This window comes from Velocimicrobium porci (assembly GCF_009696045.1).
Lineage (GTDB): Bacteria > Bacillota > Clostridia > Lachnospirales > Lachnospiraceae > Velocimicrobium > Velocimicrobium porci.
Genome location: NZ_VUMT01000003.1, coordinates 135,475 through 151,858, shown reverse-complemented (window position 1 = coordinate 151,858; position 16,384 = coordinate 135,475). Strand labels below are relative to the sequence as shown.

At 35.5% G+C, this 16,384-nt stretch carries 22 protein-coding genes and 1 tRNA gene; 22 read left to right on the top strand and 1 reads right to left on the bottom strand.

Annotated elements, in window-relative coordinates; all coding sequences use genetic code 11:
- Positions 1-142: 142 nt before the first annotated feature.
- The 20 genes from trmB to FYJ58_RS03360 all read left to right on the top strand — a co-directional run bounded on the left by trmB (position 143) and on the right by FYJ58_RS03360 (position 14,688).
- Entirely contained in the window at positions 143-787 is a 645-nt protein-coding gene (gene trmB, locus FYJ58_RS03450) for a tRNA (guanosine(46)-N7)-methyltransferase TrmB (protein WP_154517258.1), read from the top strand.
- 90 nt (positions 788-877) lie between these two features.
- A complete protein-coding gene (locus tag FYJ58_RS03445) occupies positions 878-1,015 on the top strand; it encodes a hypothetical protein (protein ID WP_154517255.1) in 138 nt (45 codons plus the stop codon).
- Positions 1,016-1,046: 31 nt separating this feature from the next.
- On the top strand, positions 1,047-1,364 hold the full coding sequence (trxA, locus tag FYJ58_RS03440) for a thioredoxin (protein ID WP_154517252.1): 318 nt from the start codon (positions 1,047-1,049) through the stop codon (positions 1,362-1,364).
- An 86-nt stretch (positions 1,365-1,450) separates the two neighbouring features.
- Positions 1,451-1,523 (top strand) — tRNA-Lys (locus tag FYJ58_RS03435).
- A gap of 52 nt (positions 1,524-1,575) precedes the next feature.
- On the top strand, positions 1,576-1,698 hold the full coding sequence (locus tag FYJ58_RS15020; RefSeq protein ID WP_268892657.1) for a hypothetical protein: 123 nt from the start codon (positions 1,576-1,578) through the stop codon (positions 1,696-1,698).
- Positions 1,699-1,789: 91 nt separating this feature from the next.
- Complete coding sequence (locus FYJ58_RS03430; protein WP_154517249.1) at positions 1,790-2,725, top strand: beta-ketoacyl-ACP synthase III; 936 nt, start codon at positions 1,790-1,792, stop codon at positions 2,723-2,725.
- A 49-nt stretch (positions 2,726-2,774) separates the two neighbouring features.
- A complete protein-coding gene (locus tag FYJ58_RS03425; RefSeq protein ID WP_154517246.1) occupies positions 2,775-3,005 on the top strand; it encodes an acyl carrier protein in 231 nt (76 codons plus the stop codon).
- A gap of 21 nt (positions 3,006-3,026) precedes the next feature.
- The gene (fabK, locus tag FYJ58_RS03420; RefSeq protein ID WP_154517244.1) at positions 3,027-3,977 is read left to right on the top strand and encodes an enoyl-[acyl-carrier-protein] reductase FabK; all 951 of its coding nucleotides are present in this window, start codon (positions 3,027-3,029) and stop codon (positions 3,975-3,977) included.
- Positions 3,970-4,926, top strand: a complete 957-nt coding sequence (gene fabD, locus FYJ58_RS03415; protein WP_154517242.1) for an ACP S-malonyltransferase — start codon at positions 3,970-3,972, stop codon at positions 4,924-4,926. Before fabK ends, fabD begins: the two co-directional genes overlap by 8 nt.
- Entirely contained in the window at positions 4,902-5,639 is a 738-nt protein-coding gene (fabG, locus tag FYJ58_RS03410; RefSeq protein ID WP_154517239.1) for a 3-oxoacyl-[acyl-carrier-protein] reductase, read from the top strand. Before fabD ends, fabG begins: the two co-directional genes overlap by 25 nt.
- An 8-nt stretch (positions 5,640-5,647) precedes the next feature.
- Positions 5,648-6,889 (top strand): beta-ketoacyl-ACP synthase II, encoded by a 1,242-nt coding sequence (gene fabF, locus FYJ58_RS03405; protein WP_334296397.1) that lies wholly within the window; start codon positions 5,648-5,650, stop codon positions 6,887-6,889.
- A gap of 9 nt (positions 6,890-6,898) precedes the next feature.
- The gene (accB, locus tag FYJ58_RS03400) at positions 6,899-7,315 is read left to right on the top strand and encodes an acetyl-CoA carboxylase biotin carboxyl carrier protein (protein ID WP_154517233.1); all 417 of its coding nucleotides are present in this window, start codon (positions 6,899-6,901) and stop codon (positions 7,313-7,315) included.
- 34 nt (positions 7,316-7,349) lie between these two features.
- Positions 7,350-7,772 (top strand): 3-hydroxyacyl-ACP dehydratase FabZ, encoded by a 423-nt coding sequence (gene fabZ / locus FYJ58_RS03395; RefSeq protein ID WP_154517399.1) that lies wholly within the window; start codon positions 7,350-7,352, stop codon positions 7,770-7,772.
- A gap of 19 nt (positions 7,773-7,791) precedes the next feature.
- Positions 7,792-9,135 (top strand): acetyl-CoA carboxylase biotin carboxylase subunit, encoded by a 1,344-nt coding sequence (locus tag FYJ58_RS03390; protein ID WP_328597788.1) that lies wholly within the window; start codon positions 7,792-7,794, stop codon positions 9,133-9,135.
- A gap of 23 nt (positions 9,136-9,158) precedes the next feature.
- Entirely contained in the window at positions 9,159-10,901 is a 1,743-nt protein-coding gene (locus FYJ58_RS03385) for an acetyl-CoA carboxylase carboxyltransferase subunit alpha (protein WP_328597792.1), read from the top strand.
- 91 nt (positions 10,902-10,992) lie between these two features.
- On the top strand, positions 10,993-12,054 hold the full coding sequence (locus tag FYJ58_RS03380; RefSeq protein WP_154517227.1) for an NAD(P)H-dependent flavin oxidoreductase: 1,062 nt from the start codon (positions 10,993-10,995) through the stop codon (positions 12,052-12,054).
- Positions 12,055-12,227: 173 nt separating this feature from the next.
- Positions 12,228-12,452, top strand: coding sequence for a DUF3791 domain-containing protein (locus FYJ58_RS03375; RefSeq protein WP_154517224.1), 225 nt, complete (start codon positions 12,228-12,230; stop codon positions 12,450-12,452).
- The gene (locus FYJ58_RS03370; RefSeq protein WP_328597787.1) at positions 12,445-13,011 is read left to right on the top strand and encodes a DUF3990 domain-containing protein; all 567 of its coding nucleotides are present in this window, start codon (positions 12,445-12,447) and stop codon (positions 13,009-13,011) included. Before FYJ58_RS03375 ends, FYJ58_RS03370 begins: the two co-directional genes overlap by 8 nt.
- Positions 12,999-13,229, top strand: coding sequence for a hypothetical protein (locus FYJ58_RS03365; protein WP_154517221.1), 231 nt, complete (start codon positions 12,999-13,001; stop codon positions 13,227-13,229). Before FYJ58_RS03370 ends, FYJ58_RS03365 begins: the two co-directional genes overlap by 13 nt.
- Before the next feature lie 166 nt (positions 13,230-13,395).
- Positions 13,396-14,688, top strand: coding sequence for a leucine-rich repeat protein (locus FYJ58_RS03360; protein WP_154517218.1), 1,293 nt, complete (start codon positions 13,396-13,398; stop codon positions 14,686-14,688).
- A 123-nt stretch (positions 14,689-14,811) separates the two neighbouring features.
- On the opposite strand, the gene FYJ58_RS03355 is transcribed toward FYJ58_RS03360, so the two are convergent.
- Positions 14,812-14,997, bottom strand: a complete 186-nt coding sequence (locus FYJ58_RS03355; protein WP_154517216.1) for a hypothetical protein — start codon at positions 14,995-14,997, stop codon at positions 14,812-14,814.
- A gap of 142 nt (positions 14,998-15,139) precedes the next feature.
- Between FYJ58_RS03355 and FYJ58_RS03350 the strand changes: the two genes are divergently transcribed.
- A complete protein-coding gene (locus FYJ58_RS03350) occupies positions 15,140-15,487 on the top strand; it encodes a phage holin family protein (protein ID WP_154517213.1) in 348 nt (115 codons plus the stop codon).
- 32 nt (positions 15,488-15,519) lie between these two features.
- Positions 15,520-16,359 carry a hypothetical protein gene (locus FYJ58_RS03345; protein WP_154517211.1) on the top strand — a complete coding sequence of 280 codons (840 nt, stop codon included), beginning with the start codon at positions 15,520-15,522 and terminating at the stop codon, positions 16,357-16,359.
- Positions 16,360-16,384 lie beyond the last annotated feature (25 nt).

Sequence of the window (16,384 nt, the reverse complement as noted above, 5' to 3'; positions counted from 1 at the left end):
AATGGATTTAGACTTTGTTAACAAATTAAGAAGAAAAATAAAAGTTGAGAGAAATTTATAAGGAAAGGAAAATAAAATCGCTCTTTTTTTAACTTGAATGTTGGGCGGAATCACAACTGTTGTGATAGATAAGGGTATAACAATGAGATTAAGAAATGTAAAAGGTGCAAAAGAAAAGATAGAAGGTGATGATTATACTATAAAACTGCCAAATGAGAAAAAAGGGATATGGAAAGACGTGTTTGGCAATGATAATCCAATTCACATTGAGATAGGTATGGGAAAAGGAAAATTTATTATGGAGCTTGCTAAAAAAAATCCGAATATTAATTATATCGGAATTGAAAAATATTCCAGTGTATTAGTCCGGGCATTGGAAAAACGACCAGAATTAGAACAAGATAATCTTTATTTTATAAGAATGGATGCAGAAGATTTAAATGAAGTATTTGAAGAGGAAGAGGTTGCACGGATTTATTTGAATTTTTCCGATCCATGGCCAAAGGAACGACATGCGAAAAGACGTTTGACTTCTGTACAGTTTTTAGAACGCTATAATAAATGTTTGGATCAGGACGGATTAATTATTTTTAAGACGGATAATAGAGAATTGTTTGATTTTTCTCTGGAGCAGGTAGAGCTGGCAGGCTGGAATCTGGAAAATGTCACATATGATCTTCATCATAGTGAATATGCAGAGGGAAATGTGATGACAGAATATGAAGAGAAATTTTCAAAAGAAGGAAAACCGATTAATCGTATGGTTATTAGAAGAAAAAGAGGTTAAGAATTGCCGTTATAAAATAAATTGAGAGATCAATAGAATTTGTAGTTTTGCATATACTAGTTAATAAGCTCGCATATGTGAGGAACGTATATGGGAAAATCAGTGAAATCAAAAATAGCAAGAAAATTAGCTGGAAATACGGATTTAAATAAAAAGGCACTTCAGGTGAAAAAATCATGGGATGAGGTATCGTCTATTATAAACAGCGGCAAAAAAAGCGTTAAATAAATAATATAATTGATAAAAAAGGAGAGATACTATGGAACTAAGAGTAACAGGTGACAATTTTCAATCAGAAGTTTTAGAAAGCAATAAGTTGGCAGTTGTTGATTTTTATGCTGACTGGTGTGGACCTTGCCAGATGATGGCACCTATCGTGGAAAAGCTTGCGAATGAATATGAAGGGGAGGTTGTTATTGGAAAATTAAATGTAGATGAGGAAAGTGGGATTAGCCGTCAATATAGAGTTATGTCAATTCCAACGATTATTTTCTTTAAAAACGGGGAGGCAGCAGATAAAATTATTGGAGCTGTTTCGGAAGATGAATTAAGAGAAAAGATAGAAAAATTAAAATAGCATTAAAAACTTTAAATTTTGTGAAAAAAACTCTTGCATTTTGTTGAAGTATCGTATATAATAACTATTGCGTTCAACAAATGCATGCGCCTTTAGCTCAGTTGGAAGAGCACCTGACTCTTAATCAGGGTGTCCAGGGTTCGAGCCCCTGAAGGCGCATTGGGAAGTCCTAGTTTGGTAGACAGAGAGCTACTGGGTTGGGGCTTTTTTCGTGCGTAAAAAAAGATTAGTAGTAAGAAAAGCAGTTGAGAAATCGAATTCTATTTTATCTGTCAGAAGTGGTAAAACCAGTAGGAAGATAGAAGATGCAATACCAATAATAAATCAAAAATAAAAAAATACTTGACAAAATGTTTTGATTGCCATATAGTTTGAATATCAAAATATTTTAAAACCAAAATAAAATAAAAAATATGGTGAACAAAATGATAACAAAAATTATTGGCACAGGAAGTTATCTTCCGTCTAAAAGGGTTACGAATGAAGACTTGTCAAAAATAGTAGATACGAATGATGAGTGGATTGTAAGCCGGACTGGGATAAAGGAAAGAAGAGTTGTGGAACAGGAATCGGTTATAGAGCTTGCAACAAAGGCTGGAAGGCAGGCAATAGAGCAAGCAGGAATTTCTCTGGAAGAAATTGATTTAATTTTGGTTGCCACGATGTCATCGGATTTTGCACTTCCTAATGTGGCCTCTTCTGTGCAAGCATGCTTGAAGGCAGTGAATGCAATTGCAATTGATATGAACACGGCATGTTCTGGATTTATATTTGCCCTGTCAGTTGCAGATTCTTATATCAGAGCTGGTATTTATCGTACAGTATTAATTATTGGTGCTGAAACATTGTCAAGAATTGTAGATTGGAATGACAGAGGAACTTGCATCTTATTTGGTGATGGAGCAGGTGCGGTTATAGCAAAAGCTTCCAGTCAAGGTAGGTTTGAACAGGTTCTATACACAGATGGAAGTAGTGGAAACTGTTTGGCGATGAAGAAAGAAGAAAAGAATCATTCTTTTATTACAATGAATGGTCAGAAAGTGTTTCGATTTGCAGTAAAAAAGGTTCCAGAAGTAATCGAAGAATTATTACAACAAACAAAGACAAAAAAAGAACAAATAAAATACTTTTTATTGCATCAGGCAAACAAACGAATTATTCACGCTGTTTCAGAAAAGTTAAGTGTTCCAATTGAACGATTTCCGATGAATCTTCAATGGTATGGAAATACATCAGCAGCAAGCATCCCGATTTTACTAGATGAAATGAATCGGAAGAACCTGCTTGAACGGGGTGATTCTATTATCCTTTCAGGATTTGGTGGAGGATTAACATGGGGAAGTATTTTACTCCAATGGTAAATAAAACATATAAAAAATAAGAACTAAGAAAACAAAAAGGAGATTAATTATGTTAGAAAAAATGAAAGAATTAGTAGCAAATCAATTAGGAGTTGAAACAGATGAGGTTACAGAAAATTCTTCGTTCCAAAATGATTTGGGAGCAGACTCTTTAGATTTATTTGAATTGGTAATGGCATTAGAAGAGGAGTATTCGGTGGAAATACCATCGGAAGATTTAGAGGAAATGAAAACAGTAGGTGATGTACTTATTTATCTAAAAGAAAAAGGCATAGAGTAATTGGATGAAGGAAAGTCTAAAATGAAAACTAGGATAACAGAATTATTAGGAATTAAATATCCGGTCATTCAAGGTGGTATGGCATGGGTTGCAGAAGCGAATTTGGCAGCAGCTGTGTCAGAAGCGGGAGCACTTGGGTTAATTGGAGGTGCAAATGCACCTGCTGAAGTTGTTAGAAATGAAATAAGAAGAGCAAAATTGCGTACAGATAAACCAGTTGGTGTTAATGTCATGTTGCTAAGCCCTCATGCAGATGAAGTATCCGATGTAATTGTAGAGGAAGGGGTTAAAATTGTGACGACAGGAGCCGGCAATCCGGAGAAATATATGAATAAATGGAAACGGGCCGGTGTTAAAGTAATTCCTGTTGTCGCTAGTGTGGCATTGGCAAAACGGATGGAACGTTATGGTGCCGATGCGGTAGTGGCAGAAGGTATGGAATCAGGCGGACATATCGGAGAACAGACTACAATGACTTTAGTTCCTCAAATTGTAGATGCAGTTGAAATACCAGTAATTGCAGCAGGAGGAATTGGTGATGGAAGAGGTTTTGCTGCAGCATTTATGCTGGGAGCAGAAGCGGTACAGATGGGAACACGTTTTGTTGTGGCAAAAGAATCGATTTGCCATGAAAATTATAAACAACGAATTTTGAATGCGAAAGATATTGATTCTGCTGTAACAGGTCGTTCTCATGGTCATCCGATTCGTTCTTTAAGAAACCAGATGACAAAGGAGTATAGAAAGAAAGAAGAGGCCGGAGCTAGTTTTGAGGAATTAGAGCTTCTTACGTTAGGTTCCCTTCGTAATGCGGTTGTAGATGGTGATGTGAAGAATGGAACTGTTATGGCAGGTCAGATTGCAGGTTTGATAAAGAAAGAGCAGACTTGCAATGAGATTATAGAGGAGATTATGAGTGAAGCAAATCGGCTGTTGAAAACAGATTACTGGAAAGGAAGTTCCTATGAATAAAATAGCATTTATTTTTCCTGGTCAGGGAGCACAGTATTTTGGAATGGGAAGAGATTTTTATGAACAATTTGATGTTAGTCGAAATGTTTATGAGGAAGCGGGGCGACTTACGGGCTTAGATATAAAATCACTTTGTTTTGAGGAAAACAGCCAGTTATCATTGACAGAATATACACAGATTGCAATGATGGTAACTTCGCATGCGATATTACAGGCTGTTAGAGAACAGGGGCTGGAAGCCTCGATTCATGCGGGCTTAAGTCTTGGTGAATATAATGCCCTATTGGCATCCTCTGTTATTTCTTTTGAAGCTGCTTGTCGACTTGTACGAAAACGAGGTGTTTACATGCAACAGGCAGTACCTGTTGGAATTGGTACTATGGCAGCAGTACTTGGGCTTTCTGAGAAAGCGACAGAGCAGGAACTTACCAAAATAGACGGAGTAGTTCAAATTGCAAATTATAATTGTCCGGGGCAGGTTGTAATATCAGGTGAAGTAAAGGCAGTAGAACGGGCAAAAGAAAAACTTTTACTTGCCGGTGCGAAGAGAGTAATTTCATTGAATGTCAGCGGACCATTTCATTCTAAGCTTCTCAAAGGAGCAGGCGATAAATTAGGAGAAGAACTGGAGCCTATTGTAGTGAATTCGATTAAAGTTCCTTATGTCAGTAATGTGACAGCAAATCTTGTTACAGATGAAAAAGAGGTAAAAGATTTGTTAAAACAACAGGTATATTCTTCCGTTCGCTGGAAACAGTCGGTTGAGAGGATGATTCAATGGGGAGCAGAGGTTTTTATTGAAATTGGACCAGGTAAAACATTGACTGGTTTTATGAAAAAAATAAATCGTGATGTAAAGGCTTATCATATTGAAACCATTTCTGATATGAATCAGGTATTTAAAGAGTTAAAGGAGGCAGGAGTATGTTGCAGGGAAAAGTTGCTTTAGTTACAGGAGCAAGTCGTGGTATAGGGAGAGCAATCGCTCTTTCTTTTGCAAGAGAGGGAGCAAAAGTTATTATTAACTATAATGGCAATCAGGAAAAGGCATTGGGAGTAAAGAAAGAGATAGAACAACATGGGGGCAATGCGGAAATTTATGCCTGCAATGTATCGGATGAAACTTCTGTGAAAGAGATGTTTGATTTTATTCAAAAAGAATATGGAACCATTGATATTCTAGTAAATAATGCAGGAATTACAAAAGACGGATTAATTTTAAAAATGTCAGAAGAAGAGTTTCAATCAGTCATGGACATTAATCTGAAAGGGACATTCTTTTGTGCAAAGTATGCTTCGAAACAAATGATGAAACAACGGTCAGGGCGTATTATTAATATGTCTTCTGTTGTAGGGGTTGTTGGAAATGCAGGACAGGTCAATTACTCTGCTTCAAAAGCCGGAATTATTGGTTTTACAAAATCCTTGGCAAAGGAATTAGGATCAAGACAGGTTACTGTAAATGCAATTGCACCGGGATATATTGATACTGATATGACAAAGCAGCTTCCAGAAGCAATTAAGGAAAGAATATTAGAAACAATTCCTATGAAACGGATTGGTAAACCGGAGGATATTGCAGAGGCATGTGTATTTTTAGCTTCTAAGAAAGCGGATTATATTACAGGTCAGGTGCTTGGAATTAATGGTGGTATGGCATAAAAGGAGGCATTATGGAACGAGTTGTTGTGACGGGAATGGGGGCAATTACGCCAATTGGATTGGATGTATCCAAATTTTGGAAAAGTATCAGAGAAAACAAAATTGGTATTGATCAAATAACAAAATTTGATACTAGTCAATATAAAGTAAAGTTAGCTGCAGAAGTAAAAAATTTTGACCCAAAGAATTATATGGATTTTAAATCTGCAAGAAGGATGGAACTATTTTGTCAGTATGCTGTGGCAGCGACAAAAGAGGCAATCGAACAGGCAGGTCTTAATATGAAACAGGAAGATCCATATAGGATTGGTACTTCAATTGGTTCTGGTATTGGAAGTCTTGATGTAATGGAACGAGAACACAAAAAGTTGCTGGCAAAGGGACCGGCGAGAATCAATCCCCTTTTAGTTCCATTAATGATTACCAACATGGCTGCGGGAAATGTATCGATTATTTATGGCTTAAAGGGAAAAAGCATAAATGTGGTTACTGCCTGCGCAACCGGGACAAATTCGATTGGAGAAGCTTACAGGACAATTCAACATGGGGAAGCAGATGTTATGATTGCGGGAGGTGCGGAGAGTGCAATTACGCCAATTGGTGTAGGCGGATTCTCGGCATTAACAGCACTTACGACTTCAGAGCAGAAAGAAAGGGCGTCAATTCCATTTGATAAGGAGAGGTCAGGATTTGTAATTGGAGAAGGTGCAGGAATTGTTGTACTTGAATCGCTGGAGCACGCGAAAAAAAGAGGTGCCAAAATACTTGCGGAAATTGTAGGGTATGGATGTACAAGCGATGCTTATCACATTACATCGCCGGCAGAAGATGGCAAAGGTGCGGCAAAAGCAATGAGTCTTGCGATGGAAGAAGCAGGGGTTCGTCCGGAACAAATTGATTATATTAATGCCCATGGAACAAGCACGAAATATAATGATTTGTTTGAAACAAGAGCAATTAAGTTAGCATTTGGCAATTATGCAAATCAAGTGAAGGTAAGTTCCACAAAGTCAATGGTAGGACATTTACTTGGTGCGGCAGGAGCTGTTGAATTGATTACCTGTATAAAGTCCATGGAGGAAGGATATGTTCATTCTAATGTCGGACTTAAAGAATCCGAGGAAGAAATGGATTTGGATTATGTAAAAGGAAATGGAATATCAATGCCTGTAAATTACTGCATCAGTAATTCACTTGGTTTTGGTGGGCATAATGCAAGCATCGTAATAAAACGAAATGGAGAAAGTTAGGAGAGAAAAATGGAATTAAAAGAGATAACAGATTTGATAACTGCAGTTTCAAAATCTTCTTTGAGTGAATTTTCATTAGAAGAAGGTAATCTCAAATTAACATTAAAAGCTAAAAATCTATCCATTTTAGAAAATGATTTCAATACAGATACGGAAAAGAAAAGTGAGTTAAAGCCTAAACAGGAAAAAAATGGTATCACAATTACATCTCCACTTGTAGGGACATTTTATGATTCTCCTTCTCCGAGTGCAGAACCATTTGTTAAGGTTGGTGATAAGGTGGAAAAAGGACAGACAATTGCTATTATTGAAGCAATGAAATTAATGAATGAGATTGAAGCCGAATATGATGGAATTGTGACAGATGTATTAGTGGAAAATGAAGCTGTTGTTGAATATGGTCAGCCGTTGTTTGTAATAAGTTAGAGATATTAACGAGAAAGGAATCATGGGAAACAATATGTTAACAATAAAAGAAATTGAGGAAATTATTCCGCATCGGCATCCGTTTCTTTTAATTGACCGTGTAGAGGAATTGGAACCGGGAGTGAAGGCAATTGGTTATAAAAGCATTACTTATAATGAACCTTATTTTTTGGGGCATTTTCCAGAAGAACCGGTAATGCCTGGGGTACTTCAAATTGAGGCATTGGCACAGACGGGAGCCGTAGCAATTTTAAGCAAGAAGGAAAATAAAGGGAAAACTGCTTATTTTGGTGGTATTAATCAGGCGAGATTTAAAAGAAAAGTTGTTCCCGGGGATACGCTAAAATTGGACTGCCAAATTGTGAAACAAAAAGGTTCCATAGGAGTTGGAAGAGCGGTTGCAACCGTTGATGGAGAAATTGCAGTATCAGCAGAACTGACTTTTGTAGTTGGGTAGTTAATAGGAGAAAAGGATTGTGTTTAAAAAAATTTTAGTTGCAAATCGTGGAGAAATTGCAGTCAGAATTATCAGAGCATGCAGGGAGCTTGGAATTAAGTCAGTAGCTGTCTATTCGGAAGCAGATAAGGAAGCACTGCATACACAGCTTGCTGATGAAAGTATATGCATTGGAGCTTCAGCATCATCAGATAGCTATTTGAATATGGAACGAATCTTGAGTGCAACAATTGCCGTAAAAGCAGATGCAATTCATCCGGGCTTTGGGTTTTTGTCGGAAAATGCCAAATTTGTTGAGATGTGTGAAAAGTGTAATATTAAATTTATTGGTCCCTCTTCTTCCATTATTCACAAAATGGGAAATAAAGCCGAGGCGAGAAAAACGATGATGAAAGCTTCCATTCCGGTTGTTCCCGGTACAAAGGAACCGGTTGTTACCGCAGAAGAAGGAAAAAAATTAGCAGATAAAATAGGATATCCTGTTATTATAAAAGCTTCTTTGGGAGGCGGTGGAAAGGGAATGAGAATTGTGGAACGTGAAGAAGAGTTTACGTCCCAGTTTGAAACTGCCCAGATGGAATCAATTGGTTCATTTGGAGACAATACAATGTATATTGAAAAATACATTGTAAATCCAAGACATATTGAGTTTCAAATTCTTGCAGATCAGTATGGGAATGTTGTGCATCTGGGAGAACGGGATTGTTCCATTCAGAGAAGACATCAAAAGTTAATTGAGGAATCTCCATCTGTAGCAATGGACGAGAATTTGAGAAAAAAAATGGGAGATATGGCTATTTTGGCGGCAAAGACAGTTGGGTATGAAAATGCAGGTACAATTGAATTTCTGTTAGACAAAGATAAAAATTTTTATTTTATGGAAATGAATACAAGGATTCAGGTAGAGCATCCGATAACAGAATTTGTAACAGGAATTGATTTAGTCAAGACACAGATTGAGATTGCAGAAGGAAAAGAGCTCCCATTTACACAAAATGATATTACAATTACAGGACACGCGATTGAGTGTCGCATCAATGCAGAAGATCCTGCCTGTCATTTTATGCCTTGTCCCGGTACGATAGAGAGCCTTCATATTCCAGGGGGAAATGGAGTCAGAGTTGATACGGCAGTGTATCAGAATTATAAAATTCCTCCGTTTTACGATTCTATGTTATTAAAAGTGGTTGTACACGATAAGGATAGAATATCTGCAATTCAAAAGATGATTAGTGTGTTAGGTGAGGTTATTATTGGAGGAACAAAAACAAATCTGAATTTTCAATATGAAATTTTTAATCATGAAAAATTTAAAAAGGGCGATATTAACACCCATTTTATTCAGGACTATTTTGAGCAGTAAAAAAGAAACGAGGAGTAAGCATGGTGTTTCGGGATATGTTTAAGAAAACAACTTATATCAGAGTTGATATAGGAAAAGAAGAAGCAGAAAAAACAAACCAGATAAATCGTGGACAAAATGTGGAAAAAGAGCCGTCAATACCAGAAGGAATGTGGACAAAATGTAATGTTTGTGGAGAGATGATATATACAGAGGACTTGATTGAAAATGCTTATGTTTGTCCGAAATGTAGTGGTTATTTCCGTATTAATGCGAAAACCCGAATTAGTATGATTACAGATGATAATTCTTTTGAAGAATGGGATCAGGGAATTCATTTAGAAAATCCGCTTGATTTTCCGGGCTATGAGGAAAAAGTATTGCACTTAAAAAGACATACCAATTTGGATGAGGCTGTCATTACAGGAAAGGCTTTAATTCAGGGAGAACCGGTAGTAATTGGCGTAATGGATACTCGTTTTCTAATGGCTAGTATGGGGGAAGTAGTCGGAGAAAAAATTACAAGAGCAGTAGAGCGGGCTACAAACGAAAAGATACCGGTCATTTTATTTACTTGCTCTGGAGGAGCCAGAATGCAGGAAGGAATTGTTTCCTTAATGCAGATGGCAAAAATAAGTGCTGCTTTAAAAAGACACAGTGAGGAAGGACTGTTATATATTTCTGTTTTAACAGATCCCACAACAGGCGGAGTAACTGCAAGTTTTGCTATGCTTGGTGATGTTATATTAGCAGAACCGGGTGCTTTAGTTGGTTTTGCTGGTCCGAGAGTAATTGAACAGACGATCGGGCAGAGGCTGCCGGAAGGCTTTCAGCGTTCTGAATTTTTATTGAAGCATGGTTTGATTGACAACATTGTTAAGCGGGAAGATATGGTTGCCACATTAGGGCGTCTAATTCGTTTTCATCAAAGTAAGGAAAAGATGGAATTAGAAAATGAGACAAAGACAGAGTATAACGATTTGGAATACAGAAAAGTGATTAATCAAAAAGGTGTATGGGAAAAAGTTCAAATGGCACGAAGTATAGAACGACCTACAAGTCTTGACTTTATCAATACTATCTTTGATTATTTTTATGAACTTCATGGTGACAGGGTTTTTCGAGATGATGGAGCAATTGTTGGCGGTGTGGCAAGTTATAGAGGAATTCCTGTTACTGTGATTGGGCAACAAAAAGGAAAAAGTACAAAAGAAAATATGAAAAGAAATTTTGGTATGCCTTATCCGGAAGGGTATCGAAAAGCACTTCGACTTATGAAGCAGGCAGAAAAATTTAAGCGTCCAATTATATGCTTTGTAGATACACCGGGAGCGTTTTGCGGAATCGAAGCAGAAGAGCGAGGGCAGGGAGAAGCAATTGCAAAAAATTTGTTTGAAATGGCAGGCATTACTGTTCCAATACTTTCAATTGTCATTGGAGAAGGTGGAAGTGGTGGAGCATTGGCATTGGCCGTTGCAGATGAAGTATGGATGCTTGAAAACGCAACATATTCTATTTTATCACCAGAAGGATTTGCTTCAATTTTGTGGAAAGATAGCAAACGCTCAGAAGAAGCAGCAGAGTTAATGAAAATTACAGCAGAAGATTTAAAAGATTTGGGAATCATTGAAACAATTATTTCTGAAAATGGGGTCGCTAATATGAATTCACTTGACCTTATTGCAGAAGAAATCAGTGAACAATTTGAAAAATTTCTTCAGGTATACACTAAAAAATCAGGAGAAGAACTTGTGAAAGACAGATACAATCGATTTCGTAGGTATTAGGGGTCAGAATATTTTTTGACCCCAATATTATTAATATAGATGAGAAAGGATAAAAGTGTCGTAAACAGTTTTACGATATGAAGGTATAGATATGGAGAGATGGAAGCCTTTAAAGATTGGAGAACTTATTGCACGCAAACCATTAATTCAAGGGGGAATGGGAGTTGGAATCAGTTTATCTTCTTTAGCAGGAGCCGTAGCAAAAGAGGGAGGAATCGGAGTAATCTCGGCAGCTCAAATCGGTTATAAAGAACCGGAATGGGAAAACAATCCTTTGGAGGCAAATTTAAAAGCCATTGAAAAAGAAATTAAGAAAGCCAGAGAAATTGCAAATGATGGTATTCTTGGTATAAATATTATGGTAGCAACCCGTTTTTATGAGCGCTATGTAAAAAAAGCGATCGAATCGGGAATAGATTTAATCATATCGGGAGCCGGTCTTCCAACCGAGTTGCCGGCCTATATTTCAGGCAGTAAAGTTAAAATTGCACCAATTGTATCAACTTTAAAATCAATTCAAGTAATTTCGAAGTATTGGGAAAGAAAATATCAAAAGCAGCCAGACCTTGTTGTAATAGAAGGACCACAGGCGGGAGGGCATTTAGGTTTTCCTGTTGATGAACTGGAAAAACTAGAGAAGAGAAACTCTTATGAATATGATAATGAGGTAAGACAGATTCTGGATTTTGTAAAAAAACTAGAAAGAAAAGAAAATATAAAAATTCCGGTGGTAGTAGCGGGTGGAATTTATGATAAAAAAGATATGGAACATTATATAGAGTTGGGAGCAGATGGGATTCAGGTAGGAACAAGATTTGTTACGACTTATGAGTGTGATGCGTCCAGGGAATTTAAAGAGGCATATTTAAATGCATCTAAGGAAGAAATTGAATTAGTTAAAAGTCCGGTTGGTATGCCGGCAAGAGGATTAAAAAATCTACTTGTAAAAGAGTTTAATAAACCAGATAAGTGCTACCAGTGTATAAAAAAATGTAATCCGGCTGAAATTCCATATTGTATTACAAAAGCTTTAATTCGTGCAGTAAAAGGAGATGTGGAAAAAGGAATGGTATTTTGTGGAGCGAATGCTTATCGCGCGAACAAAATGGAAACGGTAAAAGAAGTTATGGATAGTTTTTTTGGCAAACATTAAAATTAAAAATGTAAAAAATACTCTTTATTTCCTATTCTTTGTAATATATAAACAAGATGTGTTATAATAATAATTGCTTATAAATAAAGTAGATATTGGTAAAGACACAGAATTCTCTAAGATGTCTGGAATCATGTAGAAAGACCAGCAAAAGAGACGAGGAGGGATTCATAATGAGTGAGAAAACAGAGATTACTTTCATGCAGACAAGATTAATCCGGCTTGCTTCAGAAGAATGGCATTTACCTGTTGAGAAGATTGTTTGCTTGTTTAAAGAAGCAGATGTTCTTGGATATATAGAAAAATGCTATGGGATTTTTCATTGCGAAGGCGATGAAGCTATACTCGAAGATATTACAGAGTTTTTGGAAGGAAAGGGGATAAAGATTAGTGCTTGAGTTAAAAGATGGATTTGTTCTTTATCATGGAAGTTATTGTGAAGTAAAAGAGCCAGATCTTGCCAAATGTGCAAAGAGAAAAGATTTTGGGCAGGGATTCTATTTAACCATCTCAAAGGAGCAGGCGGAAAGTTTTCTGAGAACTTCAATAGCTAAAGCAATCGCAACCGAAACAATTGAAGAGGGACAGAAGTTTGGGTATATTTCAACTTTTGAATTCAAACTTTCCGTAAATCTTGAAACGCATATTTTTGAAAATGCAGATGTAGACTGGTTACATTGCATTGCCGCTCACCGAAAGAAAAAAATGTTCATCGAAGTTGAACGTGAAATGGCAAAGTATGATATCATTGCAGGAAAGATTGCGGATGATGCAACAAACGCTACCCTTACTGCTTACCTTGCCGGAGCTTTTGGTACTGCAGGTGATAAGGTGGCAGACGATTTCTGTATCAGACAGTTGTTGCCCAATAAATTAAAAGATCAATATTCTTTCAAAACAGAAGCTGCTATTAAGTGTCTGAAATTTGTGAAAGGTGAGAAGATATGGCTGAGGTGACAATTTCAAAGGAAAAAATGAATTATACAATTGACCTTCTTATCACTATGGTGACAGAAGAAATTGCAGAAGAGATGGGCAAGGACAGAAAAGAGGTATTGACAGATTTTCTATGTTCAAAGACAGGAAAAGCACTGTATGATGAAAAAACAAAGCTGTGGTGCAATGGCCCCGCATATATAGCTGAAATGTATATGGAGGAATTAAAGAAATCCTGATATGGGATGTGAGTTTAAATTTATCACAGGAATCGGTATTCATGGATAAGCCGGTTCTTTTTGTTTATATAAAAAATACTCTTTATTTCCTATTCTTTGTAACATATAAACAAGATGTGTTATAATAATAATTGCTTATAAATTATAGGAAGGAGTAAACAACAAAATGAAAAAAAGCGTAAAAACCAAACTTGCATTATTACTAACCCTTATACTAACCGTTCCAGCGATTGCGAAAGCAGACTGGGGCGGCTGGTATGATGGCAATACTTCCACCACGTGGTACGGAGATGACGGCTATCAAGGAAGAATTACCGTGTATGGAAACGGACGTTATGAATATCGACCAGAAAATGACTCTTTTTACTGTTTTTTAGAGTCAGCCTTCAACCCCAAATTGCAAGATTTTTTCAGTATTGAAGATTCTATTTGGGGAAAACCGGTTACGGGATTATTTTATAACTTAGAGTGCGATGATCAGTCCTATGCCGTATCAAGCAAAGGATTCTATGTTCCAGATACTATCACAGATTTGGATTTGTTTGTTTTTGAAGGGGTTGATTTTCAAAATATCTATTTGTCAAAAGGACTTATTAAAATTCCTAAACAAGCTTTTGGAGGATGTAAAAACGTAAAACAACTTCAACTTCCAGATAAACTGAAAAAAATAAATGAAAGAGCATTTTGGTACTGCACAAATTTAAAACAAATAAAAATACCAGAGAAGGTAACCATAATTGAAAAAAAAGCGTTTGAAGATTGTAAAAACCTTACAAAAATATACCTGCCTGCTAGTGTAAAAACAATTGAAAAAAATGTTTTTAAAGGTTGTGATAAACTAACCATCTATTGCGAAAAAGATTCCTATGCATACAAATATGCGAAGAAAAATAAAATAAAAACAAAATTGCTTTCTAAAAAAACAGTAAAAGCAACACAAATTACCAGTCTGCCAAAATCAATTACGGTAGGGACTCAGGAAACATATCTTTTGTTCCCATTTGTAGAGCCATTTTATGCAACAAATCAGAAACTTGCTTATATCAGTGAAGATCCTTCGATTGCAGAAGTAAATCAAAATGGAAAGGTAGAGGGAAAGAAAAAAGGAGAAACTACCATTACCGTTATGACAACAGACGGAAGTCATCTTGAAAAGAAAGTAAAAGTAACAGTAAAAAAAGGAGAAATTGCCTTAAATCCATACTTCTCTCTTTATCAGTTGGAAAAAGGGACAACAGAGTTTAATGTAGATGCTATGTTGTATAATAGAAATCCGAAGGCAACTTACCAAATTGAAAGTAGTGATTCTAAGATTGCCGTTGCAAAAATAGAAAAAGGAACATTAAAAGTCACTGCAAAAAAACAGGGGAATGCTGTTTTTGTAGTAACTGAAAAAAATGGAAAAACAAAAAATGAAATTGGTTCGTTTCCAATTAGTGTAATCAATAAAGAAAAATAATTCTTAGAAATGAAATTTCTATCTCTCTTTGTATGTATCAAGAATTGGTTGCACAATAAAAAATCTCAGTATTATTTTAAATACTGAGATTTTTTATTGTCATCTTAATTCGTGAGATTGACTTTATTGCTCTTTTTTAATTTTTCTTTCTAACAGGAGCAATTCCTCTTTATTAATAACCAGTTTCCCATCTAGTAAATAAAGTGAATCATCTTCTTTTAGCATATCATTTTCCTGAAACAATGCTAACATTTCCCTAATATAGCTTTGAATCACAAGTTTCTCTTTTGTACTTAATGTGTTTATCATAGTTCCTTCATCCTCCCAAATGTATCTTCTTTTGTTTATTATTATACAGAACATATGTTTATATGTCAAGTAAAAATAGTTGCATTAATGATTGATTAATGATATCATAATTATATCATTAATAAAAAAAAAGGAGGATTCCATGAAACTAGCATTATTTGGAGAGTGGGACAATTCGTTTCAAATCTTACTTCTTTTGATGGTATTTGATTATGTATCGGGTGTCCTAACTGCATTTTATAAAAAAGAATTTCGTTCCAATATTGGATACAAAGGAATCATTAAAAAAGTTGGCATGTTACTTTGTATTGCCGTATCTAGTCAAATTGATACGTTGCATTTATATGATGGGGATATTTGCACGCGATCCATCATTTTACTGTTCTTTAGTATCAATGAGAGTTTGAGTATTTTTGAAAACCTTAACAAGATTGGCGTAACGATTCCAGATTCTATTTTAGAGAATGTGAAAAAAAAGATACAAAAATAAAAAATAAACGAAACACAAAGGAGAGTTAAAAAATGAATACCAGAGAATACAAAATGGATACAAAAGTTGTAACAAAGGTAGCAGATAAGGACACGGCAACAAATTTTGGAGCAATTACTATGAATGGTAGTACAGCATATTGCATCAAAACAAATAGTTCAGATACCAAAAGTGTATTATTCAAATATCCCAAATACACATCATCATCTAAAACTACTGCAAATTTTTCAAATGTAATGGGACATGCAAATGGAATAACATTTAATAATGATTCTTTATGGATTGCAACGAAAACTCCTAAGATTATTAGAATCAAGCCAAAAGAAAGTTTAAATAAATATTACACTTTTAATCCAGCTTCAACAGTAGCGAAACACTATAATATTTCATGTATTACATCTTATAAAGATAATACTTTTCTTGTAAAAACAGGAACATCTATTTACTTGGAAGAAAAATTCCCTTGTCTGAATTATAGTGTAATAACATTTTCTGGATCTAAAAAAGAATATTCATTCAAAGAATATAATACAATAAAAGTCATAAATCCAAAGTACAAAGAAAAATACACTACAACACAAGACATTTGCTATCATAATGGAAAATTATATATCATTTTAACAAAAGAGGGATTAAAAGAAAATGCTATACTTGTTGCAGATTTAACAAAAGATATTTATGCGCAAGATTCTACGGGAACATATTTTATGCCAAGTGAAATTTTTATTTTAAATAAAACAAACTATAAAAAGTATGAAATTGAATCTTTAGATTTCAATTCGCAAGGTAAAATGATTATGGCAAGTAATATCCTCCATCCTAATCAACAAGATTCTATTTTAATAGAAAATGGCATAACAGAAATTAAATAGTAAACAACATAACTTTTCCCGTAAT

What these genes read in the sequence shown, in the direction of transcription:
- trmB (WP_154517258.1), top strand. Translation starts at nt 143, where the DNA reads ATGAGATTAAGAAATGTAAAAGGTGCAAAAGAAAAGATAGAAGGTGAT.
- FYJ58_RS03445 (WP_154517255.1), top strand. Translation starts at nt 878, where the DNA reads ATGGGAAAATCAGTGAAATCAAAAATAGCAAGAAAATTAGCTGGAAAT.
- trxA (WP_154517252.1), top strand. Translation starts at nt 1,047, where the DNA reads ATGGAACTAAGAGTAACAGGTGACAATTTTCAATCAGAAGTTTTAGAA.
- FYJ58_RS03430 (WP_154517249.1), top strand. Translation starts at nt 1,790, where the DNA reads ATGATAACAAAAATTATTGGCACAGGAAGTTATCTTCCGTCTAAAAGG.
- FYJ58_RS03425 (WP_154517246.1), top strand. Translation starts at nt 2,775, where the DNA reads ATGTTAGAAAAAATGAAAGAATTAGTAGCAAATCAATTAGGAGTTGAA.
- fabK (WP_154517244.1), top strand. Translation starts at nt 3,027, where the DNA reads ATGAAAACTAGGATAACAGAATTATTAGGAATTAAATATCCGGTCATT.
- fabD (WP_154517242.1), top strand. Translation starts at nt 3,970, where the DNA reads ATGAATAAAATAGCATTTATTTTTCCTGGTCAGGGAGCACAGTATTTT.
- fabG (WP_154517239.1), top strand. Translation starts at nt 4,902, where the DNA reads ATGTTGCAGGGAAAAGTTGCTTTAGTTACAGGAGCAAGTCGTGGTATA.
- accB (WP_154517233.1), top strand. Translation starts at nt 6,899, where the DNA reads ATGGAATTAAAAGAGATAACAGATTTGATAACTGCAGTTTCAAAATCT.
- fabZ (WP_154517399.1), top strand. Translation starts at nt 7,350, where the DNA reads ATGTTAACAATAAAAGAAATTGAGGAAATTATTCCGCATCGGCATCCG.
- FYJ58_RS03380 (WP_154517227.1), top strand. Translation starts at nt 10,993, where the DNA reads ATGGAGAGATGGAAGCCTTTAAAGATTGGAGAACTTATTGCACGCAAA.
- FYJ58_RS03375 (WP_154517224.1), top strand. Translation starts at nt 12,228, where the DNA reads ATGAGTGAGAAAACAGAGATTACTTTCATGCAGACAAGATTAATCCGG.
- FYJ58_RS03365 (WP_154517221.1), top strand. Translation starts at nt 12,999, where the DNA reads ATGGCTGAGGTGACAATTTCAAAGGAAAAAATGAATTATACAATTGAC.
- FYJ58_RS03360 (WP_154517218.1), top strand. Translation starts at nt 13,396, where the DNA reads ATGAAAAAAAGCGTAAAAACCAAACTTGCATTATTACTAACCCTTATA.
- FYJ58_RS03355 (WP_154517216.1), bottom strand. Translation starts at nt 14,997, where the DNA reads ATGATAAACACATTAAGTACAAAAGAGAAACTTGTGATTCAAAGCTAT.
- FYJ58_RS03350 (WP_154517213.1), top strand. Translation starts at nt 15,140, where the DNA reads ATGAAACTAGCATTATTTGGAGAGTGGGACAATTCGTTTCAAATCTTA.
- FYJ58_RS03345 (WP_154517211.1), top strand. Translation starts at nt 15,520, where the DNA reads ATGAATACCAGAGAATACAAAATGGATACAAAAGTTGTAACAAAGGTA.